The sequence below is a fragment of the Sulfuriferula plumbiphila genome (genome assembly GCF_009938015.1).
GTDB lineage: Bacteria > Pseudomonadota > Gammaproteobacteria > Burkholderiales > Sulfuriferulaceae > Sulfuriferula > Sulfuriferula plumbiphila.
The window spans coordinates 2174732-2200105 of the sequence record NZ_AP021884.1; the positions used below are offsets into that span (position 1 = coordinate 2174732).

26 protein-coding genes and 1 tRNA gene are annotated in these 25374 nt (G+C 55.4%); 4 read left to right on the forward strand and 23 right to left on the reverse strand.

Going from position 1 to position 25374, the window contains the following annotated elements; genetic code table 11:
• Positions 1-9: 9 nt before the first annotated feature.
• The gene (locus GZH91_RS11250; protein WP_147071831.1) at positions 10-861 is read left to right on the forward strand and encodes a 2-oxo acid dehydrogenase subunit E2; all 852 of its coding nucleotides are present in this window, start codon (positions 10-12) and stop codon (positions 859-861) included.
• Here GZH91_RS11250 and GZH91_RS11255 read toward each other — a convergent pair.
• The 17 genes from GZH91_RS11255 to GZH91_RS11340 form a co-directional block, all read right to left on the reverse strand.
• A complete protein-coding gene (locus tag GZH91_RS11255) occupies positions 851-2383 on the reverse strand; it encodes an LTA synthase family protein (protein WP_147071833.1) in 1533 nt (510 codons plus the stop codon). The genes GZH91_RS11250 and GZH91_RS11255 overlap by 11 nt on opposite strands.
• On the reverse strand, positions 2373-3149 hold the full coding sequence (locus tag GZH91_RS11260; RefSeq protein WP_147071835.1) for an SDR family NAD(P)-dependent oxidoreductase: 777 nt from the start codon (positions 3147-3149) through the stop codon (positions 2373-2375). Before GZH91_RS11260 ends, GZH91_RS11255 begins: the two co-directional genes overlap by 11 nt.
• Positions 3146-4273, reverse strand: a complete 1128-nt coding sequence (locus GZH91_RS11265) for a capsule biosynthesis protein (protein WP_223264513.1) — start codon at positions 4271-4273, stop codon at positions 3146-3148. The genes GZH91_RS11260 and GZH91_RS11265 overlap by 4 nt, the downstream gene beginning before the upstream one ends.
• A gap of 98 nt (positions 4274-4371) precedes the next feature.
• Positions 4372-5427, reverse strand: a complete 1056-nt coding sequence (locus GZH91_RS11270; protein WP_147071839.1) for a capsular polysaccharide export protein, LipB/KpsS family — start codon at positions 5425-5427, stop codon at positions 4372-4374.
• Positions 5420-6574: a glycosyltransferase family 4 protein gene (locus tag GZH91_RS11275; protein WP_198415304.1), complete on the reverse strand. Its 1155-nt coding sequence runs from the start codon at positions 6572-6574 to the stop codon at positions 5420-5422. The genes GZH91_RS11270 and GZH91_RS11275 overlap by 8 nt, the downstream gene beginning before the upstream one ends.
• Positions 6575-6711: 137 nt before the next feature.
• Complete coding sequence (locus tag GZH91_RS11280) at positions 6712-7089, reverse strand: HepT-like ribonuclease domain-containing protein (RefSeq protein WP_147071841.1); 378 nt, start codon at positions 7087-7089, stop codon at positions 6712-6714.
• Positions 7086-7376, reverse strand: coding sequence for a nucleotidyltransferase family protein (locus GZH91_RS11285; protein WP_147071843.1), 291 nt, complete (start codon positions 7374-7376; stop codon positions 7086-7088). Before GZH91_RS11285 ends, GZH91_RS11280 begins: the two co-directional genes overlap by 4 nt.
• A 236-nt stretch (positions 7377-7612) precedes the next feature.
• Complete coding sequence (locus GZH91_RS11290; protein ID WP_223264514.1) at positions 7613-8812, reverse strand: polysaccharide biosynthesis/export family protein; 1200 nt, start codon at positions 8810-8812, stop codon at positions 7613-7615.
• Between the two features lie 206 nt (positions 8813-9018).
• Complete coding sequence (locus GZH91_RS11295) at positions 9019-9615, reverse strand: glycosyltransferase family protein (protein ID WP_147071846.1); 597 nt, start codon at positions 9613-9615, stop codon at positions 9019-9021.
• 144 nt (positions 9616-9759) lie between these two features.
• Positions 9760-10413, reverse strand: coding sequence for an ABC transporter ATP-binding protein (locus GZH91_RS11300; RefSeq protein ID WP_147071848.1), 654 nt, complete (start codon positions 10411-10413; stop codon positions 9760-9762).
• A gap of 19 nt (positions 10414-10432) precedes the next feature.
• Positions 10433-11227, reverse strand: a complete 795-nt coding sequence (locus tag GZH91_RS11305) for an ABC transporter permease (RefSeq protein ID WP_147071850.1) — start codon at positions 11225-11227, stop codon at positions 10433-10435.
• Positions 11217-12374: a capsule biosynthesis protein gene (locus GZH91_RS11310; protein ID WP_198415305.1), complete on the reverse strand. Its 1158-nt coding sequence runs from the start codon at positions 12372-12374 to the stop codon at positions 11217-11219. The genes GZH91_RS11305 and GZH91_RS11310 overlap by 11 nt, the downstream gene beginning before the upstream one ends.
• 507 nt (positions 12375-12881) lie before the next feature.
• The gene (locus tag GZH91_RS11315) at positions 12882-13118 is read right to left on the reverse strand and encodes a hypothetical protein (protein WP_147071852.1); all 237 of its coding nucleotides are present in this window, start codon (positions 13116-13118) and stop codon (positions 12882-12884) included.
• A 37-nt stretch (positions 13119-13155) separates the two neighbouring features.
• Positions 13156-13392: a hypothetical protein gene (locus tag GZH91_RS11320; protein WP_147071854.1), complete on the reverse strand. Its 237-nt coding sequence runs from the start codon at positions 13390-13392 to the stop codon at positions 13156-13158.
• A 16-nt stretch (positions 13393-13408) separates the two neighbouring features.
• Positions 13409-13843 carry a type II toxin-antitoxin system VapC family toxin gene (locus GZH91_RS11325; protein ID WP_147071856.1) on the reverse strand — a complete coding sequence of 145 codons (435 nt, stop codon included), beginning with the start codon at positions 13841-13843 and terminating at the stop codon, positions 13409-13411.
• The gene (locus GZH91_RS11330) at positions 13843-14076 is read right to left on the reverse strand and encodes a type II toxin-antitoxin system Phd/YefM family antitoxin (protein WP_147071858.1); all 234 of its coding nucleotides are present in this window, start codon (positions 14074-14076) and stop codon (positions 13843-13845) included. The genes GZH91_RS11325 and GZH91_RS11330 overlap by 1 nt, the downstream gene beginning before the upstream one ends.
• 370 nt (positions 14077-14446) lie before the next feature.
• Positions 14447-14956 carry a DNA-binding protein gene (locus GZH91_RS11340; RefSeq protein WP_147071860.1) on the reverse strand — a complete coding sequence of 170 codons (510 nt, stop codon included), beginning with the start codon at positions 14954-14956 and terminating at the stop codon, positions 14447-14449.
• A 1687-nt stretch (positions 14957-16643) separates the two neighbouring features.
• Here GZH91_RS11340 and GZH91_RS11345 point away from each other — a divergent pair.
• On the forward strand, positions 16644-17333 hold the full coding sequence (locus GZH91_RS11345) for a hypothetical protein (protein WP_147071862.1): 690 nt from the start codon (positions 16644-16646) through the stop codon (positions 17331-17333).
• A gap of 115 nt (positions 17334-17448) precedes the next feature.
• Here GZH91_RS11345 and GZH91_RS11350 read toward each other — a convergent pair whose 3' ends face one another.
• Entirely contained in the window at positions 17449-19101 is a 1653-nt protein-coding gene (locus GZH91_RS11350) for a site-specific integrase (protein WP_147071864.1), read from the reverse strand.
• 106 nt (positions 19102-19207) lie between these two features.
• A tRNA-Ser gene (locus tag GZH91_RS11355) sits at positions 19208-19298 on the reverse strand.
• Between the two features lie 239 nt (positions 19299-19537).
• Between GZH91_RS11355 and GZH91_RS11360 the strand changes: the two genes are divergently transcribed.
• Positions 19538-19828, forward strand: coding sequence for a hypothetical protein (locus tag GZH91_RS11360; protein ID WP_147071866.1), 291 nt, complete (start codon positions 19538-19540; stop codon positions 19826-19828).
• Between the two features lie 300 nt (positions 19829-20128).
• On the forward strand, positions 20129-20998 hold the full coding sequence (locus GZH91_RS11365) for a diiron oxygenase (protein ID WP_147071868.1): 870 nt from the start codon (positions 20129-20131) through the stop codon (positions 20996-20998).
• 3 nt (positions 20999-21001) lie between these two features.
• Here GZH91_RS11365 and GZH91_RS11370 read toward each other — a convergent pair whose 3' ends face one another.
• The 4 genes from GZH91_RS11370 to GZH91_RS11385 are packed head-to-tail and all read right to left on the reverse strand — an operon-like array spanning position 21002 to position 25286.
• Positions 21002-21709, reverse strand: a complete 708-nt coding sequence (locus tag GZH91_RS11370) for a hemerythrin domain-containing protein (RefSeq protein ID WP_147071870.1) — start codon at positions 21707-21709, stop codon at positions 21002-21004.
• A gap of 5 nt (positions 21710-21714) precedes the next feature.
• Positions 21715-23631 carry a hypothetical protein gene (locus tag GZH91_RS11375; protein ID WP_147071872.1) on the reverse strand — a complete coding sequence of 639 codons (1917 nt, stop codon included), beginning with the start codon at positions 23629-23631 and terminating at the stop codon, positions 21715-21717.
• Positions 23632-24588, reverse strand: coding sequence for a mitochondrial fission ELM1 family protein (locus tag GZH91_RS11380; RefSeq protein ID WP_147071874.1), 957 nt, complete (start codon positions 24586-24588; stop codon positions 23632-23634). It abuts the gene before it with no gap.
• 5 nt (positions 24589-24593) lie between these two features.
• On the reverse strand, positions 24594-25286 hold the full coding sequence (locus GZH91_RS11385) for a 2OG-Fe(II) oxygenase family protein (protein WP_198415306.1): 693 nt from the start codon (positions 25284-25286) through the stop codon (positions 24594-24596).
• Between the last annotated feature and the right edge of the window lie 88 nt (positions 25287-25374).

The following is a 25374-nucleotide window of genomic DNA, read 5'->3' on the forward strand; positions in this document are numbered from 1 at the left end:
GGGCTGAACATGGCAAATCACTTTTCCACGACCGTGTCGCAACTCATCGCGCTGATTAAGCAGCCGCCGTCTCCCGGCACGCGTCGGCCTTATCCAAAACTGCGCAACTTCATCCTTGATGTGATGGCTGAAGGGCGCCGCAAGAACACCATCAACCTGTTATTTGAAGCGGATCTCACACCCATACAGCAACATCTTGCGCAATACGCCGTGCAGCATGGCGGGCGTATTTCCATGACCACCTACATCGCCAAGTCCCTCGCCTGCGCCATTGACGAAGACAAAACTATCCATGCCTATCGGTACGGAAAGTCCAAGCTGATGGTGTTTGACGACATTGACCTTTCCATCATGGTGGAACGTGAAATCGACGGTGAAACCATGCCCATTACCCTCATCGTGCGTGCGGCCAATCACAAGCACATCGGCGATATTTACCAGGAACTCCAGGCTGCCAAGACCGCCCCATTGGGCGAACATGGGCCAATGTCAGCCCTGGAAAAACAATTCTTCGAGCTACCCTCCCCGCTGCGCAAGATCATCTGGTTTTTCATCCGCCGCGACCCGCATCTTTTCAAGCAACTGGCAGGCACGGTGGGAATCACATCGATGGGTATGCACGCCAGTGGCCCAGCGGTGATAATTCCCATCACCCCCATGACTTTGACCCTGTCCATTGGCGCGATCAGCAAAAGACTGGTGCTGGAGGACAGCCGGCCCGTTGAACGCGATTTCATCCAGATGAATCTCGGAGCCAATCACGACATCATCGACGGCGCCCCGCTCATGCGCTTTGCCGACCGGTTCAAGCAGAAGTTACAAACGGGTTGCGCCCTGGCGCATCCTCAGTCTACGCAATGAGCAACCCCATTTTCTGCAACACCAGCGCCGCCAGATTCTCGACTGCAATATCCAGGCGACTTCCATTAGCCACATCGTCATTTTTTGCCCAGATAAAATAATCCGTTAGTCCGTCCGGGGTGCCCAGCGCTGCATAAACCTTGGGCAAAATGGGCACATGGTCACCATACCAACACAGCAAACCATTGCCTGGCATAGCCGCTAGCCGATTGCGCAGCATATCGGCCATCTGGTCTGCATTGCCCAGATGGCGTAAATAAACCGTCAAGTCATCGCAACCTTCAGGGGGTGGGCTGGAATACAGACGTGTTACATCCCCCGGCTGCACTTTTTCCAGATGCAGTGGTCCATGATTTTCCATGGTGATAACAAACACAAAAATCGGCTGCACAGACGCAGGCTCAAGCAAGGCGCAAACCTTCTCGGCCAGAGCCACATCGCCGATGTAAGGTCCAGTTTTTTCGGCGTTTTCAAAGTGGCGAATATCAATGAACTCATCGAAGCCAAGCTGGGGATACACCACGTTACGTGCATAGAAACTGGCTGGGTAGGGATGAACACACACTGTCCGGTAACCAGATTGCTTGAGCACACTGGCCAGCGTGAGTACACCCTGTCGTGCCAGCTTGCGATAGGGATTGAATCGGTGCACACCGAGCGATTCAGCGTCCAATCCCGACAGAAATGCAAATTCAGTGCGTACCGTATTGGCACCCCAGGCGGGTACTTCGATTTGTCCCTCACAAACGGCAGCAGCTCTTATCGTGTCGAAGGCGTGTAGCACTTGTGGGTGTATGCCTGCAAACAGCCGCCGCGCATCGAAAAAGGACTCGCTTTGAACCACCACCAGATTAGGCAAAATCCCTGTAGAAAATCGAGCACACTCTGCAAAGTCGTCTACCGAAGGAACACAACAGGGTTTGCGCTCCTCCTCGCCATAGCGCCAAATGCTCGCCAGCAAACCCAGTTGGCGTAAATCCGTCTCTGGCTCAAAAATTACATGTAGCTTCTGTCTCGCCCCTAGCCAAAGCAGCGCCAATCCAAAAATAATCAGCACAAGAACCGCAACAATGAAATCCGCCATCTCCACCCGGCTAGTCAGAGAAGGCTCCAGCGTCATTCCCAAATAAATCACCAAACCAAAGACGATTACGGCGATTACCGCCCTGCCTAATCCCAGAAACGGGAGATATAAGCGCGGGTGCTTCAGGGCATCGGTGAAATACTCGAAATCCTGAAAAATAAACGGCTCACGCAGAGAATGAAACTTAGCGTTGTTGACTAATACGACGAACAGAAAGAAGGACGACACCACCGCTGCAGCAAACCACGGGCGTCGAAATACGGCCAGTTCAAAACAAAACACCAGCAGCCACAGACCCAGATGAATCAGCACCGCGCCTACAGGACGTCGCCATAACGGCAAGGTTGCGGGCTGCAACAAGCGTTCAAGCAGAAATGACAGGCTTATCCCGACCAATGCGGGTAATACCACTGCCCAGCCCAGCGCATCAAGCCCCATAATTTAACAACCGTAAAATACGCTCCGAAATGCCTGGGCGCAGTATCGACAAACACCATGTCCCCAGATTCAGTGGGAACGGGAAACTGATGCGCGGCTGATTACGTGCCAGGCCACGCTTGATTACTCGGGCAGCCTTGTCAGCCGTCCACAAAAACGGCTTGGGCCCCGGCATGTCGCGACACATTTGCGATTCCACATAGCCTGGCATCACCACATTGATATGAAGACCCTCGGGTGCCAGCCATCCGCGCAAGGCCTCACCATAAGCTTTCATCGCCGCTTTGCTGGCGCTATAGCTGGGCGTTACTGGCAGCCCAAAATAGGCAGCCAGCGAACTCATCAGGGCAATCTGACCTTGCCCACGCGCACGCATCGCTGGCAGCACTGCATCCACCGTGGCCATCGCCGCCAGCACATTTATTTCGACCAGCGCTTCAACATCAGCCCAGCGCTCACCTGCGCCATCTGCGCCGATATTGGTATTCACGCCTGCATTCACGATGACCAAATCCAGCGTTTCCTGCCGACTAATCTCACCGAGCCAGGCAGCGAGTTCAGCCCGATTGCGCACATCCAGCACCTTGGTGAGCACGCGTGCGCCTTTCTCCTCGCAGATACTCGCCAGTTCCGCCAGGCGAGCAGCATTGCGCCCTTGCAGAATAAGGATGTTGCCGGGTTCCGCATAAATCTCGGCCAAAGCGCCACCGATACTGCCGCTAGCGCCGGTAATTAACACGGTTTGGGAAATTACAGATTTGGTCACAACAATTCCTCCAATGGCAAGTGTTCTGGCTCCAGCATGCGTCGGCAATTTGCCACTGCCAGCGCGATCCCTTGGCGAGAATAAAACCCGCCATTTACCTGTGTAGTGTGAATCACGGTATTGCGAAAGCGGCGAAACAGTTCGGCATCCGGCTTCACGCCATCGCGCCAAAATTCATCCAGATGCCCCTGGAATGTGAGCCCTGGCAGGTTATAGATCGAATCGCTCAAGCCGATTGTCGGGCACCCCAAGCCTACCGACAGCGCGCCCACCGTGCTGTTCACCGTCACCACACCGCGCGCATGTTGTATCAAGCCCATCAGATCGCCGCTCTCCAGGTAATCAATACGGCCGGCAAGGCTAAAACGCCGCTCAAGCTGAGCGATGATGCGCGGATAGTTCACCAGCCCCATATCCAGCGGATGGTTCTTGATGACCAAACGCACATCGCCCGGTGTATGCCGGGCAAAGGATTCCATCACATATTCCATCAGCCCAGCCATATCCTCGAAGCGCGAATGATCACGAATCTGCGCATCACTGTTCAGCTGCAAAGGCAGCAGAAAATAGGGTGTTGAACCGCTCACCAGCGCATTCACACGTGCCCTGTCGCGCCCTCGTACAAAGCGCAGCTTGGTGAAGCGCCGCACATATCCGGCATACTCGACAGCGGCATGAACTGGTGCGTGAATACGATAGCCTGGATACAACACAGGATTGCTGGCACTCGCCACGTGGTAGCCCACATCGTATGCGGCACGCAGCCAGAATGGCGAGGCAAAAGGCTCGCCGTCGCCGTAATCTGGCAAATGCTCACCCACCTGCCAAAACCAGTCCGGGTCACGCGGCAGCAAGGAATGCCCATTCACCCCTTCGCGTTCCAGCGTCACCCAATAAGGGCGGAAATAGCCCTCTTCAAACACATGCGTGCGGATACCGCATTTCTCCGCCAGATTTACCGCCGGTCGATGTATGGGGCGACTATCGCCGAACAGGATCTGATCGGTAATTCCGAAGCGGTGGTATTTTTTGGCCAGATAATCACACAAACCATCGACACTGCCCCGGTAAGACCAAGCTGCCCGCAAACCCCAGTAAGCCGCATCCCCGCCGTTGAAATTCACCCGAAAGACCCGATGCCCATCTGCCCGCAATTGATCGGCCAATCGGGCAAAAAATGGTGAACACACGCCCTGAAGAAATAGAAACGAACGCTTATGCATCACCGCACCCCGACTATGCGACGCAGAATCACACGGAATAACTTACGCCACCAGGTTACATGATCTCCCACGCTGGCGCGCCAGGTGACAAGCTCATCCAGCGCCGACTCTGCCGTGGTACACCGTCCACTCCCCAATCCCACATAAGCCGGATACAGCAGCAAGACGCCTGCCACTAATTCATCCAGCGATAATTGCCGCGTTCGGCGTGGCACGGCTAGCAAGTCGGTGGTCAAGCCCCAGCCAGCATAAAACGGCTGGCCATAACACGTTACCGCCCTGCCCCGTAACAGAGCCTCAAAACCCGCCAACGAAGTTAGCACATGTACCTCGTCCACTCGCGACAGAAGCTCTCCCATGGATACATCAGTCACCTGCTCATCACACCAGGCAGCCGCTTCATCCTCGCCTTTGCCCTTGGCACGCAAACCCGCCAGCACATCCGGGTGCGGTTTATACACCAGCCATGCATGCGGATGGGCCTGCCGCACCGCATGCAGCAGTCCGAGATTGCTGCGTATTCCTGGCGCGCCAAAGGCCAGCGAAGCATCACTCTCTACCTGCCCCGGTACCAGAATCACCCGCTTGTCGCTCTGCGGCCGCTGCCAGCTGCGACTGCCAACGTTATATTTGGTCAGCCCGCTGCTGACCACACGCTCGCGAAAGCTGGCCGCACGTATCAGCAAACCCGAGGTAAATTCCGTCGTTTGTAGCAAAATCTCAAGGTCGGATGGCCGTGTGGCGTCGTAATAAATGCCACAGGTATCGATCACCCATGACAGCGGTCGAATCAAGTCGGCGCCCAAGCCCACTGAACGTAAAAAACCATCCTCCAGGCGGATAATTCGCACCCCATCCGGCAAATTATCCGGGACTGGCCGGCAACCCCAGAGCGCCAGCGTACTGCCGGGCTTAACTTGCGACGCACGACGCACGAACACTACGCGCGAGCCCTCAAAAAACTGCCGCACAACCGGCTTTTTCCAGCGCGAAAAATCCCAGGCATACACCACTGTGGGAAACTCCCTGCTGCCAGCGCTTGCCAGTTCATCCATGCTGTTCGGACTCACTCAATTGCGTCAACAACGCATCCACCTTGGCAAAATGATCTGGCCAGCCCGGCACCTTGAAATCTGCCAGACGCACCAATTGGGCCGCTCTTGATTGACTCTGTGGCTGGGCATATTCCATCACCAGCTCACCCCAACGCTTGCCGTCCAGCGGATCAACATATTCGGGAATTCCCGCTGCAATTTCCCTGAATACCGGCAGATCGCTCGCAATCACCGGCACCCCAAGTGCTAGCGCCTCCACCAGTGGCATGCCATAGCCCTCGACAAATGACGGGAAAAGCAAGGCCTGCGCGTGGTGCAAATAAGTCACCAGCTCCGCATCCGAACAACTTGAATGTTCGCTCACGAAACCTCGCAGCGGCGCGCAACGCTCGAGCAAATCCACCACGTTTTCACATTCCCAACCACGCTGACCGATCACCACCAGGCGCGGCGCTTGCGCACCCAAACGCTCGACCAGGCGCCGCCAGACTTGCAGCAGCAGCCAATGATTTTTGCGTGGCTCTATAGTGCTCAAAATCACAAAATAAGGCGCTTCCATAGGCCGCGCCCCTGCGGTAGCGGCCAACATGCCCGGCGCCAATAAAACCGCGACTGAGGGTGGCATAGCCTGGCCGGAGTGACGGGCGAATAGCGCAAGCTGACCCAGCGTCGCCTGCGAATTGGTAATCACACCACTCGCAAGCGCCAGCACATTATTCATACGGGAAATGTGTCGCGCATCTTCCCCTGCCCGGCAGTATTCCGGGTGAGTAATCGGGATCAAATCATGTACCAGAAACAGCGGCTTGACCTGCATCCGCCTGAGCATGGCCGGATAGACAACGCGTTCCAGCCCGCTATGCCCAGTATTAAACAGGAAACGGCCAGCCACCCCCTGCGCGTTCCAGCCTGCAAGCATCCCGCTGGCGATATGGCGCACGGCAGTTCTCCCCGTGGTGGGTGCAAACAGCCATTCAAATAACTTGTCAGATTGCGCCCTCGGCAACACCCAGCTATGCCCAGCCCAGCGCACTACCGCCTGCGCCCGGTGTCCATAGTGATGCACGTAGGCCAGACCTACCCGATCCACCCCTGTCGGCAGTCGCCCTCGCATAAAGCGATCCACCAGGCGAGTAACGTCGATCAATACCTCGTTCAAAAGACGATTCGCATGAAAGTCGTTACAAAAATGCTATTTCTACTCATGTGTGCGCAATTTCTGGGGAAGCTCGAAGTTATTCGCGCAAATAGCCGCTTAAGTTTCAAACAGAATGCAACCCTACACTAAGGCAATTCGGGGGTATTGGGCGCATTGAGGTCGATGCCCTCATCGTTGGATATCGCGATGATTTGCTGTTCAATTTTAGGCAAGTGCTGTTCGACGATATTCCAGATCAGCGTCAAATCCACGCCTAAATATTGGTGCGCCAGAAAATTTCGGGTAGCTGCGATTTGCGGCCAGGGTGTTTCGGGGTGGGAAGCAGTCAGACTGTCGGTTCCTAAATCCTTGACGGCTTGGCCGATGACTTCGAGATTGCGGATAACGGCGTCTTGGGTTTTCCGGTCTTGCAAGAAGGCTTCCTTGCCTTCTTGCACATATTCCTTGATCCAGCCGATGCAGTCGTAAATGTGGCGTATGTAGACGGAGCGGTCTTTGGTCACAGTGGCGCAGCCTCGTGGAGGATGCGGTCTTTCAGATAACGATTGATGCCGTTGGGAGTAAGCACGTCAACTCTTCTGCCAATTGCCTTTTCAATGTCCTGCTGCAGGCCGATCAAGTCGAACAGGCTGCGGGTTTCCTGCATGTCCACCAGAAAATCCACGTCGCTGTCTTCTCGGTCTTCACCATGAACAACTGAACCGAACAGGCGGACATTGCTTGCCCCATGCTTGGCAGCAAGCGCCAGGATTTCGGCTCTTTTGCTTCGTAGGATATTGAGTGTGTTCATGATTTTCATATTGTAGTTTAAATCATAATTGTGGATACACTCATTGCGCAGATTTATGCTGCAACGATTGTGTGTCGTTTGCAAAAGAACTCAAGAGGTAGCCGGTGATCTGTGACATTGCCCCCGCAGCCGTTCCGCGTCCTTGATGATATAGCCCGCCGTCACATCATTGCTGAAGTAATCCGGCAACCCCCAGGCTGTACCAATAACGCCTCGAAGCACGTTGGAACCAGCGTTTAAAGCCCTGCAGGCTTAAGGTTAATCACGTTGATAATCGGATAAGCCGCTGACAACACAATATTCAGGAATTTCTGCAAGTCCGCCCCTGGCGCATTGGAGACATACAGCACATCCTTGTTATCCACCGGAAAGCTCTGCGCGACAAAAAAGCTGGCGGGGTCTTTCAAATCCACCTGATAAATCACCGGCACCTTGCCATCCGGGGTGATCTTCGGCGGCGTTGCCCAATCCAGTGCTTTGCTGTCTTCGAAGCGGAAGACAAACACCGCGCGTGCATCGGCACGCGCATCCTGCAAGCCACCCGCCCTGGCCAGCGCCTGCGCCAGCGAAATCCCCTGCGCCTCGAAATTGATTTCTTCATTTTTGCCAGTCGCACCGAGCACGGTAAAACTCAGCGGCTGATACAGCGCCGTAATCACATCCCCCGGCTGCAACACAATATTCTGCTTCGGGTCGCGAATAATCGTATCCAGTGGCAACGCCTGCACCTTGTCGCCTCGCGTCACCTGCAGCGTCATCTTGTTCACCGACTGGCGCACCCCGCCCGCCGCCGCCAACGCATCCAGCAGCCGCTCACCGCGCGCCGTCAGCGGCATACGTGTACTCGAAGCCACCTCGCCCACTACCGTTACATTGGCCGTGTTATTGTGGATTACACGCACCAGAACCTGCGGCTGGTTGGCCTTGCCCTTGAGGCGCTGGGCAATCTCCCCTTCAATCTGCTCGGGGGTGCGGCCAGCAGACGCAATTAGCCCGGCAAAAGGAATATTGATCATGCCGTCGCTACTGACCATCTGTTCGGGAAAGGTCGTCACTCGCGTGGTTGCAGGCCCTGTGCGCGGATCTATCGCCACCCCACCAAACAGTGTAGCCGGTGGCGCTTCCCACACCGATACCTCAATCACATCTCCCGCGCCAATGAGATAACCCGAGCGCACAGCCCCACCAAACGAATCAGAAAAAAGAGTCTTTTTCTGATTGGCGAGCAACTTGCGCGCCACCGCCTCATCCACATCCACCACCTGGATACCATCAATACCCTTTGTGTCGTGGTGTTCCAGTACCTGCTCACGGCTGGGGCCGGAAGACGGAATCCAGCTTGGGTAAGTGGCGCAACCGCCAAGTATGCCTGCAGCAACCGCAGTAGCGAACAGTGATCGCACCCCACCAAAAGTACTGTTTTTGATTGTTTTCAATTGCTCTGATTCCAGGTTAATGATGATGAAGACCCCGCCGCTAAACGCCAAGACAGTAGTTTTTAGGCTGTCTTTTGCCGCAGCGGCGCGCTTTGATGGTTTCCCATCATGGGTGTGTGCTTTACCTTTGTCCAATCTTCCAACGTCAAACCATTGGGAACAAAGCCGAAGGCTCGATCCCTTGTGACGAGAATCGCATGGCTGCCTTAGCGTGCGCTGCTAGAAACACACAAAGTATAAGCGCCAGGGTTCAAGCCGTAACGGCGCAACGCAGGCGTCAACTCCGTTGATGTACGCGGTGCGAACATAGGAGAAACCCCCAAGTGTATCGCGGTGACACGCTCACTCGGCCAACCGAAATACGCGATTACTTCCTGCCGCGTGGCTTTGGGGTTGAACCAGGCAGGTTCAAGCACAGGCAAGAGGTCGTAGATGACGAAACTCATGCGCACGCCTTGCTGTTTCCAGCGGAACAATGCTGGCATGTGGTGCGGCACAATATGCGCCGACAGATCGAGACCCAAAAAGATATCGCCTGCGCAAACTTGTATCGGCGCGGATGCGCTACGGGCTGGCTGCTGGAGGAAGCCTGTCGGCAGATAGGCGTAAAACTGTTTACGCGTGGCGGCCACGGGGCAAATCCGGTACCCCTCGGGCGGGGCTGCAAGCAGCGCTTGATACAGGTTGCGCACCACACGCTGTATGCCGGTACCAGCGTCAGCTTGGGCAATGGCGGATACGTCAATCAATAGCTGCCGGTCGGTATTGCTCAGGCTGTCGGATCGTTTGGGTGAGTTGGCCAAGCGATTTCGCAGGAAAGAAACCGGGAGATGACTGAACGCAAGGTTTTGAAGGATGCGCATCATGCAAGCTCGGCTGCACGTGCGTTGTAGTATTCAAAAGTCCGATCAAAATCAGAAAATGTGGTCATCTTGCCTTTGACCAGATCAAAGTGACTCATAAATATCAATCGCTTCATCAACAGTATTGCAAACTGTTAAATGACCATTATCCAGCACAGCCGCATGATCACAGTGTGCGCGGATTAAACCGGTTTGATGTGCCACAATAATCATGGCGCGATCCGCCCGTTTTTCAAACAATTCAATATTGCATTTTTGGTGAAATCGGTGATCTCCGACTGACATGCCTTCATCAATCAAAAAACAATCAAACTCAATCGACATTGAAATAGCAAATGCCAATCTCGAAGCCATGCCTGATGAATAGCTCTTCACAGGCTCATTCAGATAGGCGCCCAATTCGGCAAAATCTTCAACCAAGGCAAGTGTTTTTTCGAAATCGACATCGTATACACGGGAAATCAGGCGAGTGTTATCTCTACCCGTTAAGCTACCCTGGAATGTCGCGCCAAAAGCCAGGGGCCAAGAAACGGACATATCCTGTTTAATGTGACCACTGTGCGGCTTGTCTGCCCCGCTGATAATGCGAATGAGGGTAGATTTACCCGCACCATTGCGCCCAAGAATGCCCCATTTTTCACCGCGCTCTATTCTGAGATTGACATTTTTCAAAACAGGGCGCTTGTCCTTGCCATGATGAATTGGGTAAGATTTACAAATGTCAATCAATTCCAGCATTTTTGAAATTTCAGAATATTCACGAGGCTTGCACCCGTTTGATTGCGACCTGGGTTAATACCAAGCCAATAAAAGTCATCGCAAGAATCATAACTACCGTATACCCGATATGATAGTAGGTAAGCATTCTCGAACCATAATATCCATGATGAAAATACTCTACTGCATTCACCAACGGGAATAACAGCAAATAATCTCTTAGCTGCTGCGGCACCATATAGGCAGCAACAAACACGCCCGAAAATGGCAGCATCAAATACAAAACGATATGTGATGTGCGCTCGACAGCTTCGCTTAATTCAGACAGAGCGGCCATAATCATCACAAATGCAAACGAGAACCACAAAATCAACAAATATCCCAATGTCATTGTTAAAATATCTGAGGGCATTTGGCAAATACCCACTGCTACAAATATGATAAACAAGACAATAAACGCAGCTGCTGCGGTAGAGAATTCTAAAATGATGCGTGAATAAATAATATCAATTGGCCTGATGGGCTTGTGGTGTAACAAGGCACGATTGATTTCCAATGATTTTTGAACACGGCCTGTGCCATTACGCCATAGCAGGATGGTTGGGTAGCTCACCGCCAGGTACTCAGCGACTGATAGCCCTGCATTGGCCGAATGCAGGTTGGAAAAAATTACCATTACACCCACAACAAACATAGCAGGCTCGGCAATAAACCACAGCACGCCGATGCCTTCACGGCCATAACGGGTGATCATCTCTCGTAAAATGAGCGCCCAGATCACCCGCCCCTGTATGCGGAGCTGGTGCATAAAACTGGGTGTGGATTTATCGATCATGATGCTCACGCACGCCCGCTACCATAATCGACATTACACCCCACAACAGCATGCCCAGGGCAAACGTGGCCAATATGCCGCGTAACCTGCGCGGCTCTATCGCTGTGTCAGGCTTGTTCGGCTGCACAATGCGCTCCAGGTAAAACTGTTTGCGCAGCGCTTCGTTGCGGGCTTGTTCGAGCGAGGTAAAGGCAGCTGCAAGTTGTTTGTCGGCGAACATACTTTCAAGTTTGAGGCGTTCATATTCGACGGCTTTGTTGGAGAGGGAGCCGCCCGCCCCGGCTACTTTGGCGGTTTCATTGGTGATATCGGCTTGCAGGGATTCGACCTGGCGTTTGAGCGCGGGGATTTGCGGGTTGTCGCGGGTGATGCTCTGGATCTGGCTGAGCTGGTTTCTGGTGGCGATGAGCTGGTCTTGCAGCTTGGAGACGAGTTGTAGCTGTAGCGCGGATTGGCCTGCGGGATCGAATACGTTTTTTTGATCGCGGTAGCGCGATACGGCGAGGGCGGCTTTTTTGGCCTTGTTTTCGGCGTCGGCAACTTCGGCTGTCGCAAAGCGGATCATGTCCTGGCGGCCGCGTTCGTTGAGCTGGTTAACCAGCTTTTCGCTCATTTCCAGCAGGCTTTCGTTGATGTTATAGGCGTCCTGGCTGGTGAAGGCGTTGACGGTGAGGGTGGAGATGGACGAGGCAGTGTCGGCATCGACGCTGACGTGTTTCTGGTAGTAGCGCAGCAGGGCTTCAAAGCTGGTATCCCAGTCCAGCCCGCCGAAGCGGCTGAAGATATCGATGTTTTTGCTGCCGTAGGCTTGGCTGATGTCGAACTGGGTTTCGAGCTTTTGCAGCGCGTCGCGCGAGAGGATGTAGTCGTGCACGGCAAAGCTGTCGTCCTGCGCTTTTGAGAACCCGGCGCCTTGCAGCAGCGCACCCAGACCGGTGGTGCTTTGTTTGTCAGGGCTGCGCACCACAAAGCGGGATTCGGAGATGTAAACGTCGGAGGCGATCAACCCGAAGTAGATGATGGACAGCAACGTAGGCAATGCGACTGTTAAGAGAAACAGGCGGTTGATGTCCTTGATGCGGTTGATAAGACCTTTTGCTGAGGGTTTGCCGTTGTTGGTCAATGCTGCGGTGAGTGGGTTATTCACGTGTTTTACAGTTCAAAATAGGTTTCGTGCTACGTTCGGTTCTAGCGTGTCGCTTCATTCGGTTTGGAACTTTACGCGCGACTTCCTGGCGTCATTCCTTCATGCCGGCCCCGGATCGGGATTGGCATGCTGCTCGCGGGAAATAGGCCGAAGCCCGGATCCGGCTTCTCCACAGGTAATTGCTGGCATTAGTTTCATGGGGGGGAAAATGGCTCTCTGGGTAATAGCTACAGCGTTGCCTTTATTTGTTGCGGGAGTATATCACCACTGCCCATCAAGCTTGTGACAGCAAGACGCTGTGGGCTCTATTTTGCACTGGTCAGGACACTTCATGAATTGACGCGCGCTCTCGCTTGCCTTCTGTTTGATATGAAAAAGTTTTGTTAACTATTTGCTACCCCTGGTGACCTGACCCGGCGAGGGTGCGACGTAGGTGTTACCTGCTGAAGCGAGGCTGAGGAGCGATCACTGGAATCTGCGAAGCCGCCATCAGCCAGCGACGGAGGTTCACCCCTCTTGCCTGCTCTTCACTGCCTCCGCCAACGCCCGCACCAACTCCGCGTTCTGATGACTCAGCCGGACCAGCTCTGCATTCAGGTCATCAGCCCGGCGCTCAATCTCCTGTGCACGCACCTCTGCTGTATGAGCCCGTTCAATCAGTTCTGACAATTGACCACGCAACTCAGCAGCCTCTTGCGCTGCAAGGTCAGCAGATGCTACCGCTTTGGCCTCCGATTCGGACAAGTGCAACTGCTATGTTTCCAACTCAGTCGCCTGGCTTTCAAATGCGGCAGACATCTTCGCCGTCCCCTTGCCCAGCAGATTGGAATCTATGACCAAGGCCATGTAGTCCGACTTGCTGGTGTTGGGGGAGGGCGGCATCCATCAAAACATAGAGTTCATCCAACATCATGGTACGGCTGGCATGGGCACCGCTGCGCCCCATGCGAAAGCCGTATCTGGATAGGTGGTCGTGCTTGTCTCCCAAGGCGGCGGTTTTGTTTTTTTGTTTGTTCACGGTGATCGATTGGGCCTTAGATTTTGATACCTCGACTAGCGTGAACCTTCAGCAACTTAGCAGCGCTCAAGAACCCCTCGTCCAGGGTATAAAGCATGTTTGCGCCGTTATTGCTGGCAATGGCCAGGTGCAGCGCGTCGCCGGCTCGCAACTTGGTGGAGAAGTGCTGGATGTACCCTTTGGCTAACTCGTAGTCCACAACGCCCGGCGCCAGGACTTGGAATGAGCCGGCCACCAGTTCATCGAACTGGCCGATGGTCAGGAGTGCATCGGCCTCTGCGAGGCCTCCCATCCTGACTTCGCGTGCGACGAGGCTGGCGAACTCGACGCGGGTCCAGTGGCTAACATACAACTCTCCCACTGGGAGCTTGGTGAAGAAGGCCTCGATTTTTGCGCTGGTGGATTCTTCGAGGAGGAGTGGGGCCAGAAAACTGGTATCGAAGTACAGCATCAATGTCCCTCGTCGCGCATTTCACGCAGCAGTTCGGCGCTGGATTTGCGCCAGCGGGGCATGCGGCTACGAAACTCGGCGAGGGACTTGATGGCGTGCTTGGGCTTCTCCACTGAAGTGATGCGGGCAATCGGCTGGCCGCGACGGGTGATGACGACTTCCTCACCCGCCTCAACCTGGTCCAGAAGGTGGCTTAAATGCGCCTTGGCTTCTGCCAGCGTAACGGTGCTCATACGCCCCTCCAGTTAGTCACTATGATGGTCATATAGTAGCGCAATGCCGTTTCCTGGTAAATCCGCTGCGTCAATCACCCCAGCTGCTGCCGATGCCGCTTTCCCAGCTAGATGAATCAGAGAACGATGGTCGCGAGCCGATTTTCCGGTTCGGTGGCCAGCACCGGGCAGTAGCGCAGCGTGGCGTTACCTGCCCCCGAAAAACCGGGCTTTGATGTTCGAGTGGGGTACTGCCGGCCACATCAAATATTTTGAAATTGTGACCATAGCAACTCAGTACTCGAACTCAATCTGTCAATCCGCCAAACACGCATAAAAAATTGGGACAGGATAACCCTGCCCCAACTGAATGATGAATTTGCTGCAAAATTTAAGCTTCGTCCATCGTTTGACCTTTCTCGACCCCCATTTTTGCCGGCTTGATTCCGATGTCCTTAAGTAGCTGTCGGGTTGCCTTCAAACCAGCGTCGGCTTCCTGAGCACGTTTTTCCGCAGTTACCTTATCCGCCTGCATGCTTTCGAGCTGCGCAGTGAGTTCATCTACCTGCAGCGCCAAACTATCCGCGAGGGCTGTCAGCTCGCGCTGGCTCTCTTGCGAAGAAACTCTTGCGCTATGTAGAGCAAGGCGCTCCGATGCTACCGCCGAACTCGCCAGCCTGCATGCTTCCTGCCACAAGCGTTTGGTCTCATCAATCAGGGTCTCCGGCACCGGCCCACTCACTTCAGTCGGAATCAACCCTTGATTAAGTACCAGTTTTACCGCATCCGAAATCGTTGCATAGCTGCCTCTCCCTGCGACCCGACGCACTTCCTGCAGCGTGATTTTCTCGCCGCGTGCAAGCATTTCCTCCACGATCCGAACATATTTTTCAGTACACACGATCCTTGCTCCTTAAGGTAAATTGTAGTGACGTATGTAAATGCAATGTAACTGGGTTCCCGATATGTAAATCCGGTGTAATACACTTACCGTCTGATTGCATCCGAATAACAGTTACATCGTGTTTACAATTGCGTATAGCCACTGACAGCCGGAATTTCCCCCCTCCTGCAAAATATTTTTTGGCTGACATTTCCAATGGCTCCTGCGCTGCGATGCCCTTACCCGCGCCCGGAACTCGTCGCAGCCATTCATGATTACGTTGCCCACCCTGACAGGAGTTTCCAAGCCTATATCTGGACCGCCAAGGCCATCGACATCCGTCAGCACCAATCCAGCCACCGCTTACCTTATGCAACCCAAATAGAAAGCCCGACACAAAGGTGTCGGGCCGAATTTAAAATGTGATTCCTCCTTGAATTTACTTTCACTGGCATCCATCCCGGCGTCGCCAAACGCCAAGATCCATGCCACCGGCCTGCACCGCAGGCCGTCATTATCAACGAAGCGTGTAATACCCACGCTTCCCGGCCGAATCCACCCCGCCAAGGGTGAATCCGGTCTGCAGCCTACCGCCAGGCGGGCTGCAGTTTTCGCTTGCTGTCCGGCTACCAACCGGACTCGTCTACTTCTCGTCGTGTCGTTTCCACAACTCGATCTGGCTTTCGGCCAAACGTCAACGTCGAAGAAACACGCTCATACGCGTTACAGGTTTTGCGGATTCGTTACATCCGTCGCGCCAGGTGCCACCCTGGCGCGCTGCTCGGCGCATTTCGCACCACTTAGATCAACTTCTTGCGTTCATGCAGGAACGCCGCTGGCTCACGCCATGGCAACGGCAAGGGGCTGGATACCCTGTTTCAGACGAGAGAACCGGGAGAAGACCCTGTCTTACTTCCAAAACCGTTGTACTCCATGACGCTTCCACCAAATTGCAGGCACTATCGGCCCTATACGGCTTCTGCACTTTCCAGACGGCACCCTGTTACGGGCGCTGTTACAGGTTTAAGCTCTCAGCGCGGCTTGCAGCTTCCCAGGTGCGACCCTGGTTCACCACACGCTCGCCCGACGGGTCCAACGCACTCGCGTTGTCCAGCCGAGGTGCACATCACTGTGCACGGTTTCGCAGCCATCCTGTTTGGCACACGTTATGCGGTTTTCCCGCATCCCGTGGTTGAGACTCGCACTCAATTTCCAGATGATCAGGGACACCGGGGCATTTGCTCCCCGGACCCGTTTCGTGTTCGCACCAGTCCCACCTTCCCAGGTGATTTGCATGGGATAAAGCGGCGGGATTACGCTGTCTGTTGTGTACAGACAGGATTACTCCGCCACCTCCCCCTCGCACCGTGCAAGCTCCATTACGAGCACACGGCGCCACACGACTCGCCTTTGGCAAGGCTACCGACACTGTCGGCATAGACGAAACAGCAGGGGCGTTGGCGCGCCCTTGCTGCTAATAAGCAGGTGTTGGCGCACCGGAACGCATCCGCAATTTCCATCGAAGAGTTTTGCCCTTGCTCCATATAGGCACCGACGTGCGGTTTTCTTCTATTTTCTTTTCCCAGTTCAGTATTGAATTCACCAGCATTCTCATTGAATAGCAGTCATGGGGATTTGAGAGATGTTTTTGTCTAATCGAATGAGCGATCGCTATACGAGGTTCCATCCATCAAAGGAGCCTCTCATGGCAAACCAACCGATCAAGGCACCGCGCAATATGACGGCGCTGATGCAGCATTTGCAGCGCCTCGTGACAACGGGGCATTACTATTGGTCAGGGGATCGCATCGCCATGCGACACATCCCCAGGCTGATCGATAAGTATCCCGACTTTGCCTTGCGTGCGGATGCGCCGGCACGGGCATACCGCAAGCGCACAGGACGCGCCTCCGTGCACCTTGTATTGCATCCGATGGCAAGCACGAAAGATGAGGACATTCCCTGGTGGATGCTGTCGACGGGCGGAAAACTGGGGCTTGCCACCAGCGATAACTTACCCGGCGCGGTGCATGATGCGCGCACGCTGGAGGGGCGGCTGTTGAGCGATGACTATGAACTGTTTCAGTTGGAAAAGAACTACATTCCGGACCACCCCAAAACCACGACCTGGACCTGGCGCATGGCGCCGATGCGATTCCGGGAATGGCAGGCGTTGCTGATTGAACGGGTGAAGGCGCGTGACGCTAAATCAGTCGCGGACATTTTCGAGTTGTTGCGCGAGATGCCGCAGTTTGCGGGGGTTCGGTCGCAGGTGCTGCGCCTGCATTTCGATGCGAGTCGGATGCTCATGAAACTGGGTATGCCGGGGCTGGCGCCGCTCGAGTTGCCGGTGATGCGGATGCAGAAGCTTTGGCAGGAGGATTTTGAGATGTGAGACACGCACTGATAACTTCACGATTAAAGCCCACTACGACTCAGCATCAGGTAACTCAAGTGGAAAATAAACTGGAAAGCTTCAGGATCGCATGAACGCCACTCGATACATACTCTTAGGTGATTAATCTGGAGCCATAGGGCGCTGGCCGGGGTATAGCGAGGTCGAGTTTGATCTTCTTCATCTGGTCGAGCTTGACCTCCAGCGAGTGGCCTTTCCCATAGCTGTCTCCGACGGTTTGCTTGGCATGACCAGTAAGTGCCTGGTGAATTTCACGGGGAATAAGCGCATCCCTGCACATATCCTTAAAGTTGTGACGAAATGAATGGAACACCACATTACTCGGCATACCGAGTTTTTTATGGATGAAGCGGTTGAACCATTTCCCCTGGGTCTCGCTCGGATTGGCGGTATCGGATTCTGTGCGCAGGAACGGCCACAGACTCTCGTGGCCCGCGTTGCGGATAGCATCAACGTAGTCGAGAAAACCGAGTTCAATGAGTTTGGGGTGGATCGGAACCTCGCGGACACTGGACTGGTTCTTTCCGTGCCTGATGAACAAATGGGGGACCGGTTCGCGGAGTATATCGGAGACCGACAGGCTTCCGACCTCGTCGATCCGGGCACCGGAATACAGGGACAGGAGCGGCATCCACACGCGGGCATGATAGCCACCACCCCCACCGGCCTTGTTGACGGTGAAGAGCCCCTCGCCCTTGGAAAAAATTCGTTTGAGCTGTTCCAAGGTGAATGGTTCGCGCTCGTCGGGATTTTCGATACCTTCCTTCGTGGCAAAGCGGCTGTAGTCGAAGCCGGCAAAGGGGTTCTGCTCCAGAAGTTCATCCTTGACCGCCACGGAAAACAAGGCACCGACGAGGGTGCCTTTCTTTTCCAGGGTCTTGGCGCCGTTGCCACGTGTCTCCCTCTCGTTGCGTAGCCATTCGGTGACTTGGGCACGAGTCAGCGTCGCGGGGCTGGCCTTGGGAAGGAAGGTGGCGAGGGCATTGATGTAGGTTTCGACTTCCTGGGTAGTTCTAGCGGGCCGAATACGATCCTTGCGCCAATGATCCAAAAGTTGCTGCCAAGCCAGACCATTGTCTGGTGCGACGGGCGCGGGTTCCCATACGGCGCGTAAGGGTGGATCGTCGAGCTTCGGCGGATTCACTAAGCGTCCGGCCTGACGCTGCTCGAGAATGTCGTAGCCTTGTTGAATGGCCGGGAGGATGTCGAGTACGAGTTTGCGTTCGGCTTCAACAGAAACTGCGAGTTGATAACCGCGTCCAACAAGGAGGTTGTGGACGGCTGGAATGAACGCGTCGGGTTGGCCTCGGGCAAGAGCCTTCGCGATCATACCTTTGACTTGTGTGATGTTCTGTGCTAGCTCGTCGTAGTCGTCGTCATCGAGTCCTTCACGACGCCAGACAAGATCTGCTTCAAGACCGGCAAGCCACAGGCTGCGCAAGCCACCGGCAAGCTCCGGCGTGACTTCGGTGATGGCCTTGAGGCGTCTATCTGCCGGCGTCTTGAAGTAGGAGTTCAGCGCATCTTGGTTTTGGTGCTGTTGGGCGGATTTCTCCTGCAGTTCGCAGAACTGGCGATCAACCTGGACAGAAAGGAGCTTGGCGTGGCTCACCGCTTCACGGTAGTCCTTTCCGAGGGATTTCTTGATTTCGCGTTTGCCGACGGCCGCGCGCAATGCTTCTGGCACGGTGATGCGGAAAAGGAACCCGTGAGGGGTCTTGTAGCAATTGCGTGGAAGTGCAGGCATCGGGGTCTCCTCGACCCGCCCGCTCCGGCTCTTTGTACTAGCTTTTTGTACCATTTTGGCCTCTGAACGCCTTGATGACATTAGCATTCAGCATGTTAGCACAAGATGGCGGAGAGGGCGGGATTCGAACCCGCGTTAGGGTATTACCCTAAACACGCTTTCCAGGCGTGCGACTTAAACCGCTCATCCACCTCTCCGGAATGTCATTTTTGGGAATGAAAGAAATGCTTTTGTCCAATCCCAGAAAGGGCGCAAGAATACCGGAGAAGCCATGTAACAGCAAGGTGTTTGTCCCCAAGATCCGCGATTCAAGGCGCCCATGGATTGAAAGAGCCCCGCCTGTCCCGGATCTTGGATAGAGTGACGGCGCAGGAGATGCATAACCGGGCAATCGGCGCGGCCATGAAGCCGGAGCCTATGTTCCCCGCTGGTACTGATGCTCACCGGCGGCGGTCGTTTGGAAAACCTGCGCGCCCTCCAGGGCGACACGGCGCGGGCGAATCTGCTCAAGCAGGACACGCTACCCAGCACCGATGCCATCAGCGGGCGCCTGGATGTCCCCACGCAAAAGGCCATTGCCGAGATTCCCGCATCGGCCTGGAAGCATTACGCCGACTGCGCCGTCGTCGAGACCCGGCACAGCATGAACGGGACATCGATGGCATTCCGGTTGATGGTCGTCAAATACAAGCGCACGGCCGAACTGTTCGGCCATGCGCCGAAGTAGCACGTGATCGCCAGCAACCGCGTCGAATCGACCGAACACACCCTGCTCTGGTATCGCCAGCCCGGCCAAAATCGGCACAATTACCCATTTCGCATCTCGGTCCCCGCGCTGGCGTACTCTCGGGCGCTCAACTTCCGCTCCGCCACCCCATTCCTCCTTCCCGGATGCCTCTCAAGCCCACACAAGCGGGCAGTGAATATTTCAATCGCGGAATTTGGGTTATCGCCGGGCACTGCCTCTTCGAAACAAAAATGGTATGATTAGCAGCAATTAATATTGCTCGAAAACAAGGCGTTTAGCATGGCGTATGCCGAACTCTCACTGCTGGAACAGCTCGCCACCAACAGCTCTCCATACCATGACCCGCTGTTGCGGCTGAATTGGGATACGCTGGACACCACAGCATACTGGCTACCCCCATCGGCCATTTCCTTGCACGGCACGCGCGAATATGACGAGCTGCCGGAAACCACCCGCATCCGTCTGTCGCAATACGAGTTCACGGGTTTTATCCAGGCAGGCTTGTGGCTCGAAGCTATTTTTGTTGAACGCCTGTCGCGCAATCTCAAACACACCCAGTCGGCACAGGAGCTCGCTTATTACCTGCATGAGATACGCGAGGAATCCGGGCACAGCCTGATGTTTCTCAAATTGATGGAAAAAGGCGGGCTACGTTTGCCCGGAGTATGGCGCAACCGGCCACGCACTGCAGATTTTCTCGGCCGCCATGCACCGATCAATACCACACTGTTCTGGCTGGCCGTGACGATAGGTGAAGAGGTGCCGGACAAGCTCAATCGCTACATCCGCACCCATGGACAGGCCAGCGTGGATCCGCTGATTCGGCAGATGTGCACTTTGCATGTGATTGACGAAGCGCGCCACATCGCCCACGCGCGCAGCGCACTCGAGCAGAGCCTGATGCGCACCTCGACCTTGCACAAGAAGCTGCTGACACCGGTGATTAATTTATTGATACGCCAGTTCGTGACGACTTTTTATCTGCCGCAAGCCGATGTTTATGAGCTGGCCGGCCTGAATCCTGGCCACCAGTGGCGCGAGGTCGCGCGGCGCAACCCGGCACGGCGCGAGTTCATTCAGAAGTGCCTGAATCCGAGTTTGAACCTGTTGCGCGGGCATGGTTTTGCAGTAAAAGATCCTGTCGTTTAGCAATTAATCCCGTAAAGTCTCCATTACCTTGTTGAACAAAGCCGTTCGCGCCTGCTCCGGCGCTTTGTTCAACGCCCCTGTCCATACCGGGAACAAGGTGGCCTCCTCGCGTTGCTCGTGCTTGGACAAATACCCTGCGAGAATTGCCAATAACGGCCCGACACTGGTATTGCTCGCGTCCTGTTCTTCAAAGCTGGCTTCAATCATTACCGACTGATTCAGGATTTCGTTGTGCTCCTGCACCATCGCGGCACTCGGATCAAGGCCCTGGGCATCGGGCGGGGTGCGGATGGCACGCGCCAGCATGTCATGTTCCACCAGCAGATGCTTGCGCAGGCCATCGCTAAAGGCACGCATCAGCGCATGGGCAACTTCCAGTTGACCGTTATCGGTGAGGTGGATGACCTGAGAGAACATTGCGTCCAGCCGCTTGTGGTCACGCTTGAGCATATCCAGCACATCTACCGGCGGCACATCTTCGGCGCGATGAATCACTGCACGCCAACGCTGGCCTGGCTCTTCACTCACTTCCCAGCGCAGGTTGTTGCGCAACTGCAAATTGAGGCTATGCAGAATAATGGCCGGGTCTTCGGCAAACAGGAAGGTGACGGTTTCACCGCGCGATATATCCTTGATTTCATAAAAAACAGAAGTTTGCAGCTGGCTGGATGCATGCCCGGTCAGGTCACAGAAATGATTATCGGCCGTCATCGCAATCAAAATCCGAACATGTGATCCAGACAAAACGCCTGCTCACCGTGCAATGTACCGTGATATCCGAACAGGCGGCAGGTCACGTCGCGAATGATGATGTAGGCGCCCTGCCCTGCCTGCCGACGATGCTCCGCATCGAACATTTCCGAATAGCGCCAGTGCAGCGAACCGCTGCATGGAATGGCGATTTTGCGTTGGGCGATTTCCTCACCCAGGCGATTGAACAGGCTTAGCGTGGTATCGGAATGCGCATGCCAGGGAGTGGAAGCCGGATAAATCAGATGGCACATGGTGTCCAGAGGCGCATCGCCCAGACGCAGAAACAGGCGCGTACTCAGGCCCGGCGGCGCGCCGGCGTAGGATTGCGGCTCGTTCTTGTAGGTAAGCACGGTGTTGAACACATGCGCGCCAAAGCTGGTTTCTGCGATGTGGCCGCTACTGTTATGGGTGTAGCGGAACAGGCTGTGCAGCCAGCCATCGGCGCTACCGCCGTGGCTGAAATCATAAACCAGCTCGACGTGGCCGGAGCGGCTGGGCAGCTTGGCACCCTGCTCTGTCAATAACGCATTGATATCAAGTTCAACGCTCTCGCTGCGCTGCAGGCAGCCGAAATCATGGCGAGCGATTTCCACCCCGGAAGCGTCATACACAATCGCGGCTATCGGCAGATCATGCTGCGCGGTAGACATCGGCGTGGGTTGTACTGCGCTGCGCCAAATCGCCACCGGCAAAACCGGTGCGGGCAGGATATAACCCTTGCCCAGATAGGGCGCCATGGCGGGAATACCCGGATCGGCGGGGAGATCGTTGCGCTCGACATTGACGTGGGCAATGCGGCTACGGCCATTTTTCACGTGCACCTCGTAGCGTGGCCGCACGAAATAGCGCCCAGCCTGCACTTCCAGTTGCTGCGGCCAGCGCGCTTCAGGAAATAGCGCCGCGACCTCGAGTGCGTAGCAGGCAAACCCCGGAATCACCTGATCCACATAACGAATGTCATCAGAGCCCATCAGGTTGAGCCCCACTGCGCCAGCCGGGATCGCCACCGGGTGGCTGTTTTGTATCCACATCACTACGCGCTCGTTGTCGCGCGGCGCGGGTAGGCCGGCAAACAAATCGGACGGCCAGGCGTTGGCGTCATGGGTGCAGGACAGCACTGTTTCATCGTCACCAAAGGTATCCAGCGCATACTTGACCACGTCGTGGCGGGCCACGCCCAACACGTGCATGAACAGCGATCCGGTGAATTCGCCGAGATTGAAGCGGCGGCGCACCTCGCGGCTGTCCACAATCAGGCTGGCGCCGGGTGCGGGAATCGTATCCTGCCACTCGGCCAACACGCCGCCCGCGCTGTCAAACAGGCGCAACCACACAGTGGGCGGCCTGGCAGCACCCAGCCCGGACCAGTAATCGCAGGTCACGATACGCGTGTGCTGGCCTGCCGCGTCGCGCAAGAAGCCGAAGTTGGTGGCAAAGTTGAGCGGGTCGAGATAGCGCTGCCGATTGGTGAGCATGGCATCGGGCAGGCGCATCTCATCCAGGCTCATGACCACCATGCCGGCAGGCAACAGATGGCGGATATGGTCCACCAGACGAGCGGCGTCGAATGCAGTGACCAGCAACGCCCGCGCGTCACTTTGCGGCAGCTCAACGACGGGCTGCACGCGCATGCCCAACAGGGTTTTACCGACATCTTCCAGACGCTGCACATACACTGCCCGAATATTCAGCTCAGCCAGCGCATAAAATTCACAGAAACTTTCTGCCATGCCTAATGGGTCATATACGGCAACGCTGCCCATGCCGCGCAGTCTGTCGAGCAATGTGGCCGCAAGCGGTGCGCTGAGCGGATGACCCAAGGCCTTGAAAAAGCTGTTGCCCCCCTTGGCATTGCTGAAAGTTTCAATTTTTAACGCCATCTAGTTCAACCCCATGCTTTGTTTGAGTAAGTTGGCTACCCGACTGGTTTCATCCAGTGGCGGGTAATGCCAGTCGGCCAATTCACCGGCGAAGGGTCGCGTGTAGCCACGTGCCTGCAATTCGCGGTGAAATTGTTCAAACTTGTTATTGGCGCCAGTCAATCCCTCGATGAACACCGGCTTGCCGGTAAAGCATGCCTCTGACGCCATGTTGACCGAATCCGCCGTCACCACCAGGTAATCGGCCAGTGCCAGATAGCCCAGATAAGGGTTATCACCTGTGCCATCCCAGATCACCGAAGCGACATCCGACAGGCGTTGCTGCAATACTGCCACGACTTCTGGCGCGGTACGCCGTGAGGGCGTCACCACAATGCCAGCGCCGCGCGTGGCCGCAGCGTGTATGAGCTTGTCGGCGAGCGTGTGCGCAAGTCCCGTATCAACACGCACACTGCGATTGGTGCCACCCACCAGCACGCCAAGCAATGGTCTGGGCAGGTGGGCCAATCGCACGGCAAACTGTTCAGCCGCCTGGCGTAAACGTTCCGCAGTCACGCTGTTGACTGCACCCAGCGTCTCGATCACATTTTTCCCGTTGCAGCGGTCATGCAACGGGGCAATGACCCAATCGAAATCGCGCAATGCGACCTGCGGGTTCTGGATACGAACATTGAAGGTGCGCCCACCACTGGCACGCTTAATGGCGATGGAAAGCGCGACCGTCAGGCGCCCGGTCCCCACTACAACGCTCGGCCAGGGCGGTGCGAGGGAATCGCTGCCCGCTCCCAGGGCTTGCAGTGGCTTAATCCATAACTGTGGCGGCAGATACTTCCATGGTGTGGTCGGCACCACCGTTTTTTTTATCACTTCCAGTCCCAGCGCATGGGCGAGGCCGAATGACTGGTTGTCCATCCCGATAATGCCGTTGGAGAGCACCCAGCAGGTTTTATTTGCCATGCGCTTCAATAGCCGGCGGAAGCCTTGCCGCCAAACAGGTTTTTGAAGAATGCCGAAATGCCGTGGCGCCTCTGCTCGCGCCGTTTGACCTTCTCATCCACCACCCAATTCAACTGAATTGCCCGGCGCGGACCCACAAAAGGCTTGTGCCCATGCCAGGAATGATCGCTGCGGCGGAAGGCCAGCAGCGTGCCGATACTGGGATCAACTTCGGCCACGTAATCTTCCATGTCCGTGCCAGAACGCAACAGGCGCAACCGTCCGCCCGAATCCTGCCAGTCCTCGTTGAAATAAATCAGCATGGTAATGATTTTGGTACGGCTGTCGGTATGGATACGCCCGTCGGTTTCATCGGTATGACCACGCACAGTGATGATGGTCGGACGACCGGTCAAATCCAGGCCGAATTTTTGCTCTACGGCATGGCGGAAAGTGTCGCCCTCCAGTTCGGCCAGCAGCTCGCGGAACACAGTCCCATATTGCAGGGTTTCCGCAGGAAAGCTCCCCGGCTTGGCGATATTGGGAAAATCGCGCGAAATAGCCGCGCGCATCTCCTGGCGCAAAAAACCCGGCAAAATCAGGTATTCAAAGGGCTCTTTCACCAGCGCTGCCGCATTGAACTTGTCGAGATCCAGCATGGAGCGCGCGTCGTGTATTGATGTTGCCTGCGGCTTTCCCTGCAACGATAGCGTACTCATTTCAGACACTCTTTATCTAAATAAATTGCTGCAAGTCTAGCGGCTTTCAGCTGTGGTATAAAGCCGTGCGCTGCCTGCCTCGCCATAA

Excerpts from the sequence above, each read along its gene's own strand:
- GZH91_RS11270 (WP_147071839.1), bottom strand. The coding sequence starts at position 5,427 with ATGGATGAACTGGCAAGCGCTGGCAGCAGGGAGTTTCCCACAGTGGTG.
- GZH91_RS11250 (WP_147071831.1), top strand. The coding sequence starts at position 10 with ATGGCAAATCACTTTTCCACGACCGTGTCGCAACTCATCGCGCTGATT.
- GZH91_RS11285 (WP_147071843.1), bottom strand. The coding sequence starts at position 7,376 with ATGAACACACTCAATATCCTACGAAGCAAAAGAGCCGAAATCCTGGCG.
- GZH91_RS11385 (WP_198415306.1), bottom strand. The coding sequence starts at position 25,286 with ATGAGTACGCTATCGTTGCAGGGAAAGCCGCAGGCAACATCAATACAC.
- GZH91_RS11380 (WP_147071874.1), bottom strand. The coding sequence starts at position 24,588 with ATGGCAAATAAAACCTGCTGGGTGCTCTCCAACGGCATTATCGGGATG.
- GZH91_RS11360 (WP_147071866.1), top strand. The coding sequence starts at position 19,538 with ATGCTCACCGGCGGCGGTCGTTTGGAAAACCTGCGCGCCCTCCAGGGC.
- GZH91_RS11305 (WP_147071850.1), bottom strand. The coding sequence starts at position 11,227 with ATGATCGATAAATCCACACCCAGTTTTATGCACCAGCTCCGCATACAG.
- GZH91_RS11370 (WP_147071870.1), bottom strand. The coding sequence starts at position 21,709 with ATGACGGCCGATAATCATTTCTGTGACCTGACCGGGCATGCATCCAGC.
- GZH91_RS11300 (WP_147071848.1), bottom strand. The coding sequence starts at position 10,413 with ATGCTGGAATTGATTGACATTTGTAAATCTTACCCAATTCATCATGGC.
- GZH91_RS11255 (WP_147071833.1), bottom strand. The coding sequence starts at position 2,383 with ATGGGGCTTGATGCGCTGGGCTGGGCAGTGGTATTACCCGCATTGGTC.
- GZH91_RS11330 (WP_147071858.1), bottom strand. The coding sequence starts at position 14,076 with ATGAGCACCGTTACGCTGGCAGAAGCCAAGGCGCATTTAAGCCACCTT.
- GZH91_RS11325 (WP_147071856.1), bottom strand. The coding sequence starts at position 13,843 with ATGCTGTACTTCGATACCAGTTTTCTGGCCCCACTCCTCCTCGAAGAA.
- GZH91_RS11365 (WP_147071868.1), top strand. The coding sequence starts at position 20,129 with ATGGCGTATGCCGAACTCTCACTGCTGGAACAGCTCGCCACCAACAGC.
- GZH91_RS11350 (WP_147071864.1), bottom strand. The coding sequence starts at position 19,101 with ATGCCTGCACTTCCACGCAATTGCTACAAGACCCCTCACGGGTTCCTT.
- GZH91_RS11375 (WP_147071872.1), bottom strand. The coding sequence starts at position 23,631 with ATGGCGTTAAAAATTGAAACTTTCAGCAATGCCAAGGGGGGCAACAGC.
- GZH91_RS11345 (WP_147071862.1), top strand. The coding sequence starts at position 16,644 with ATGGCAAACCAACCGATCAAGGCACCGCGCAATATGACGGCGCTGATG.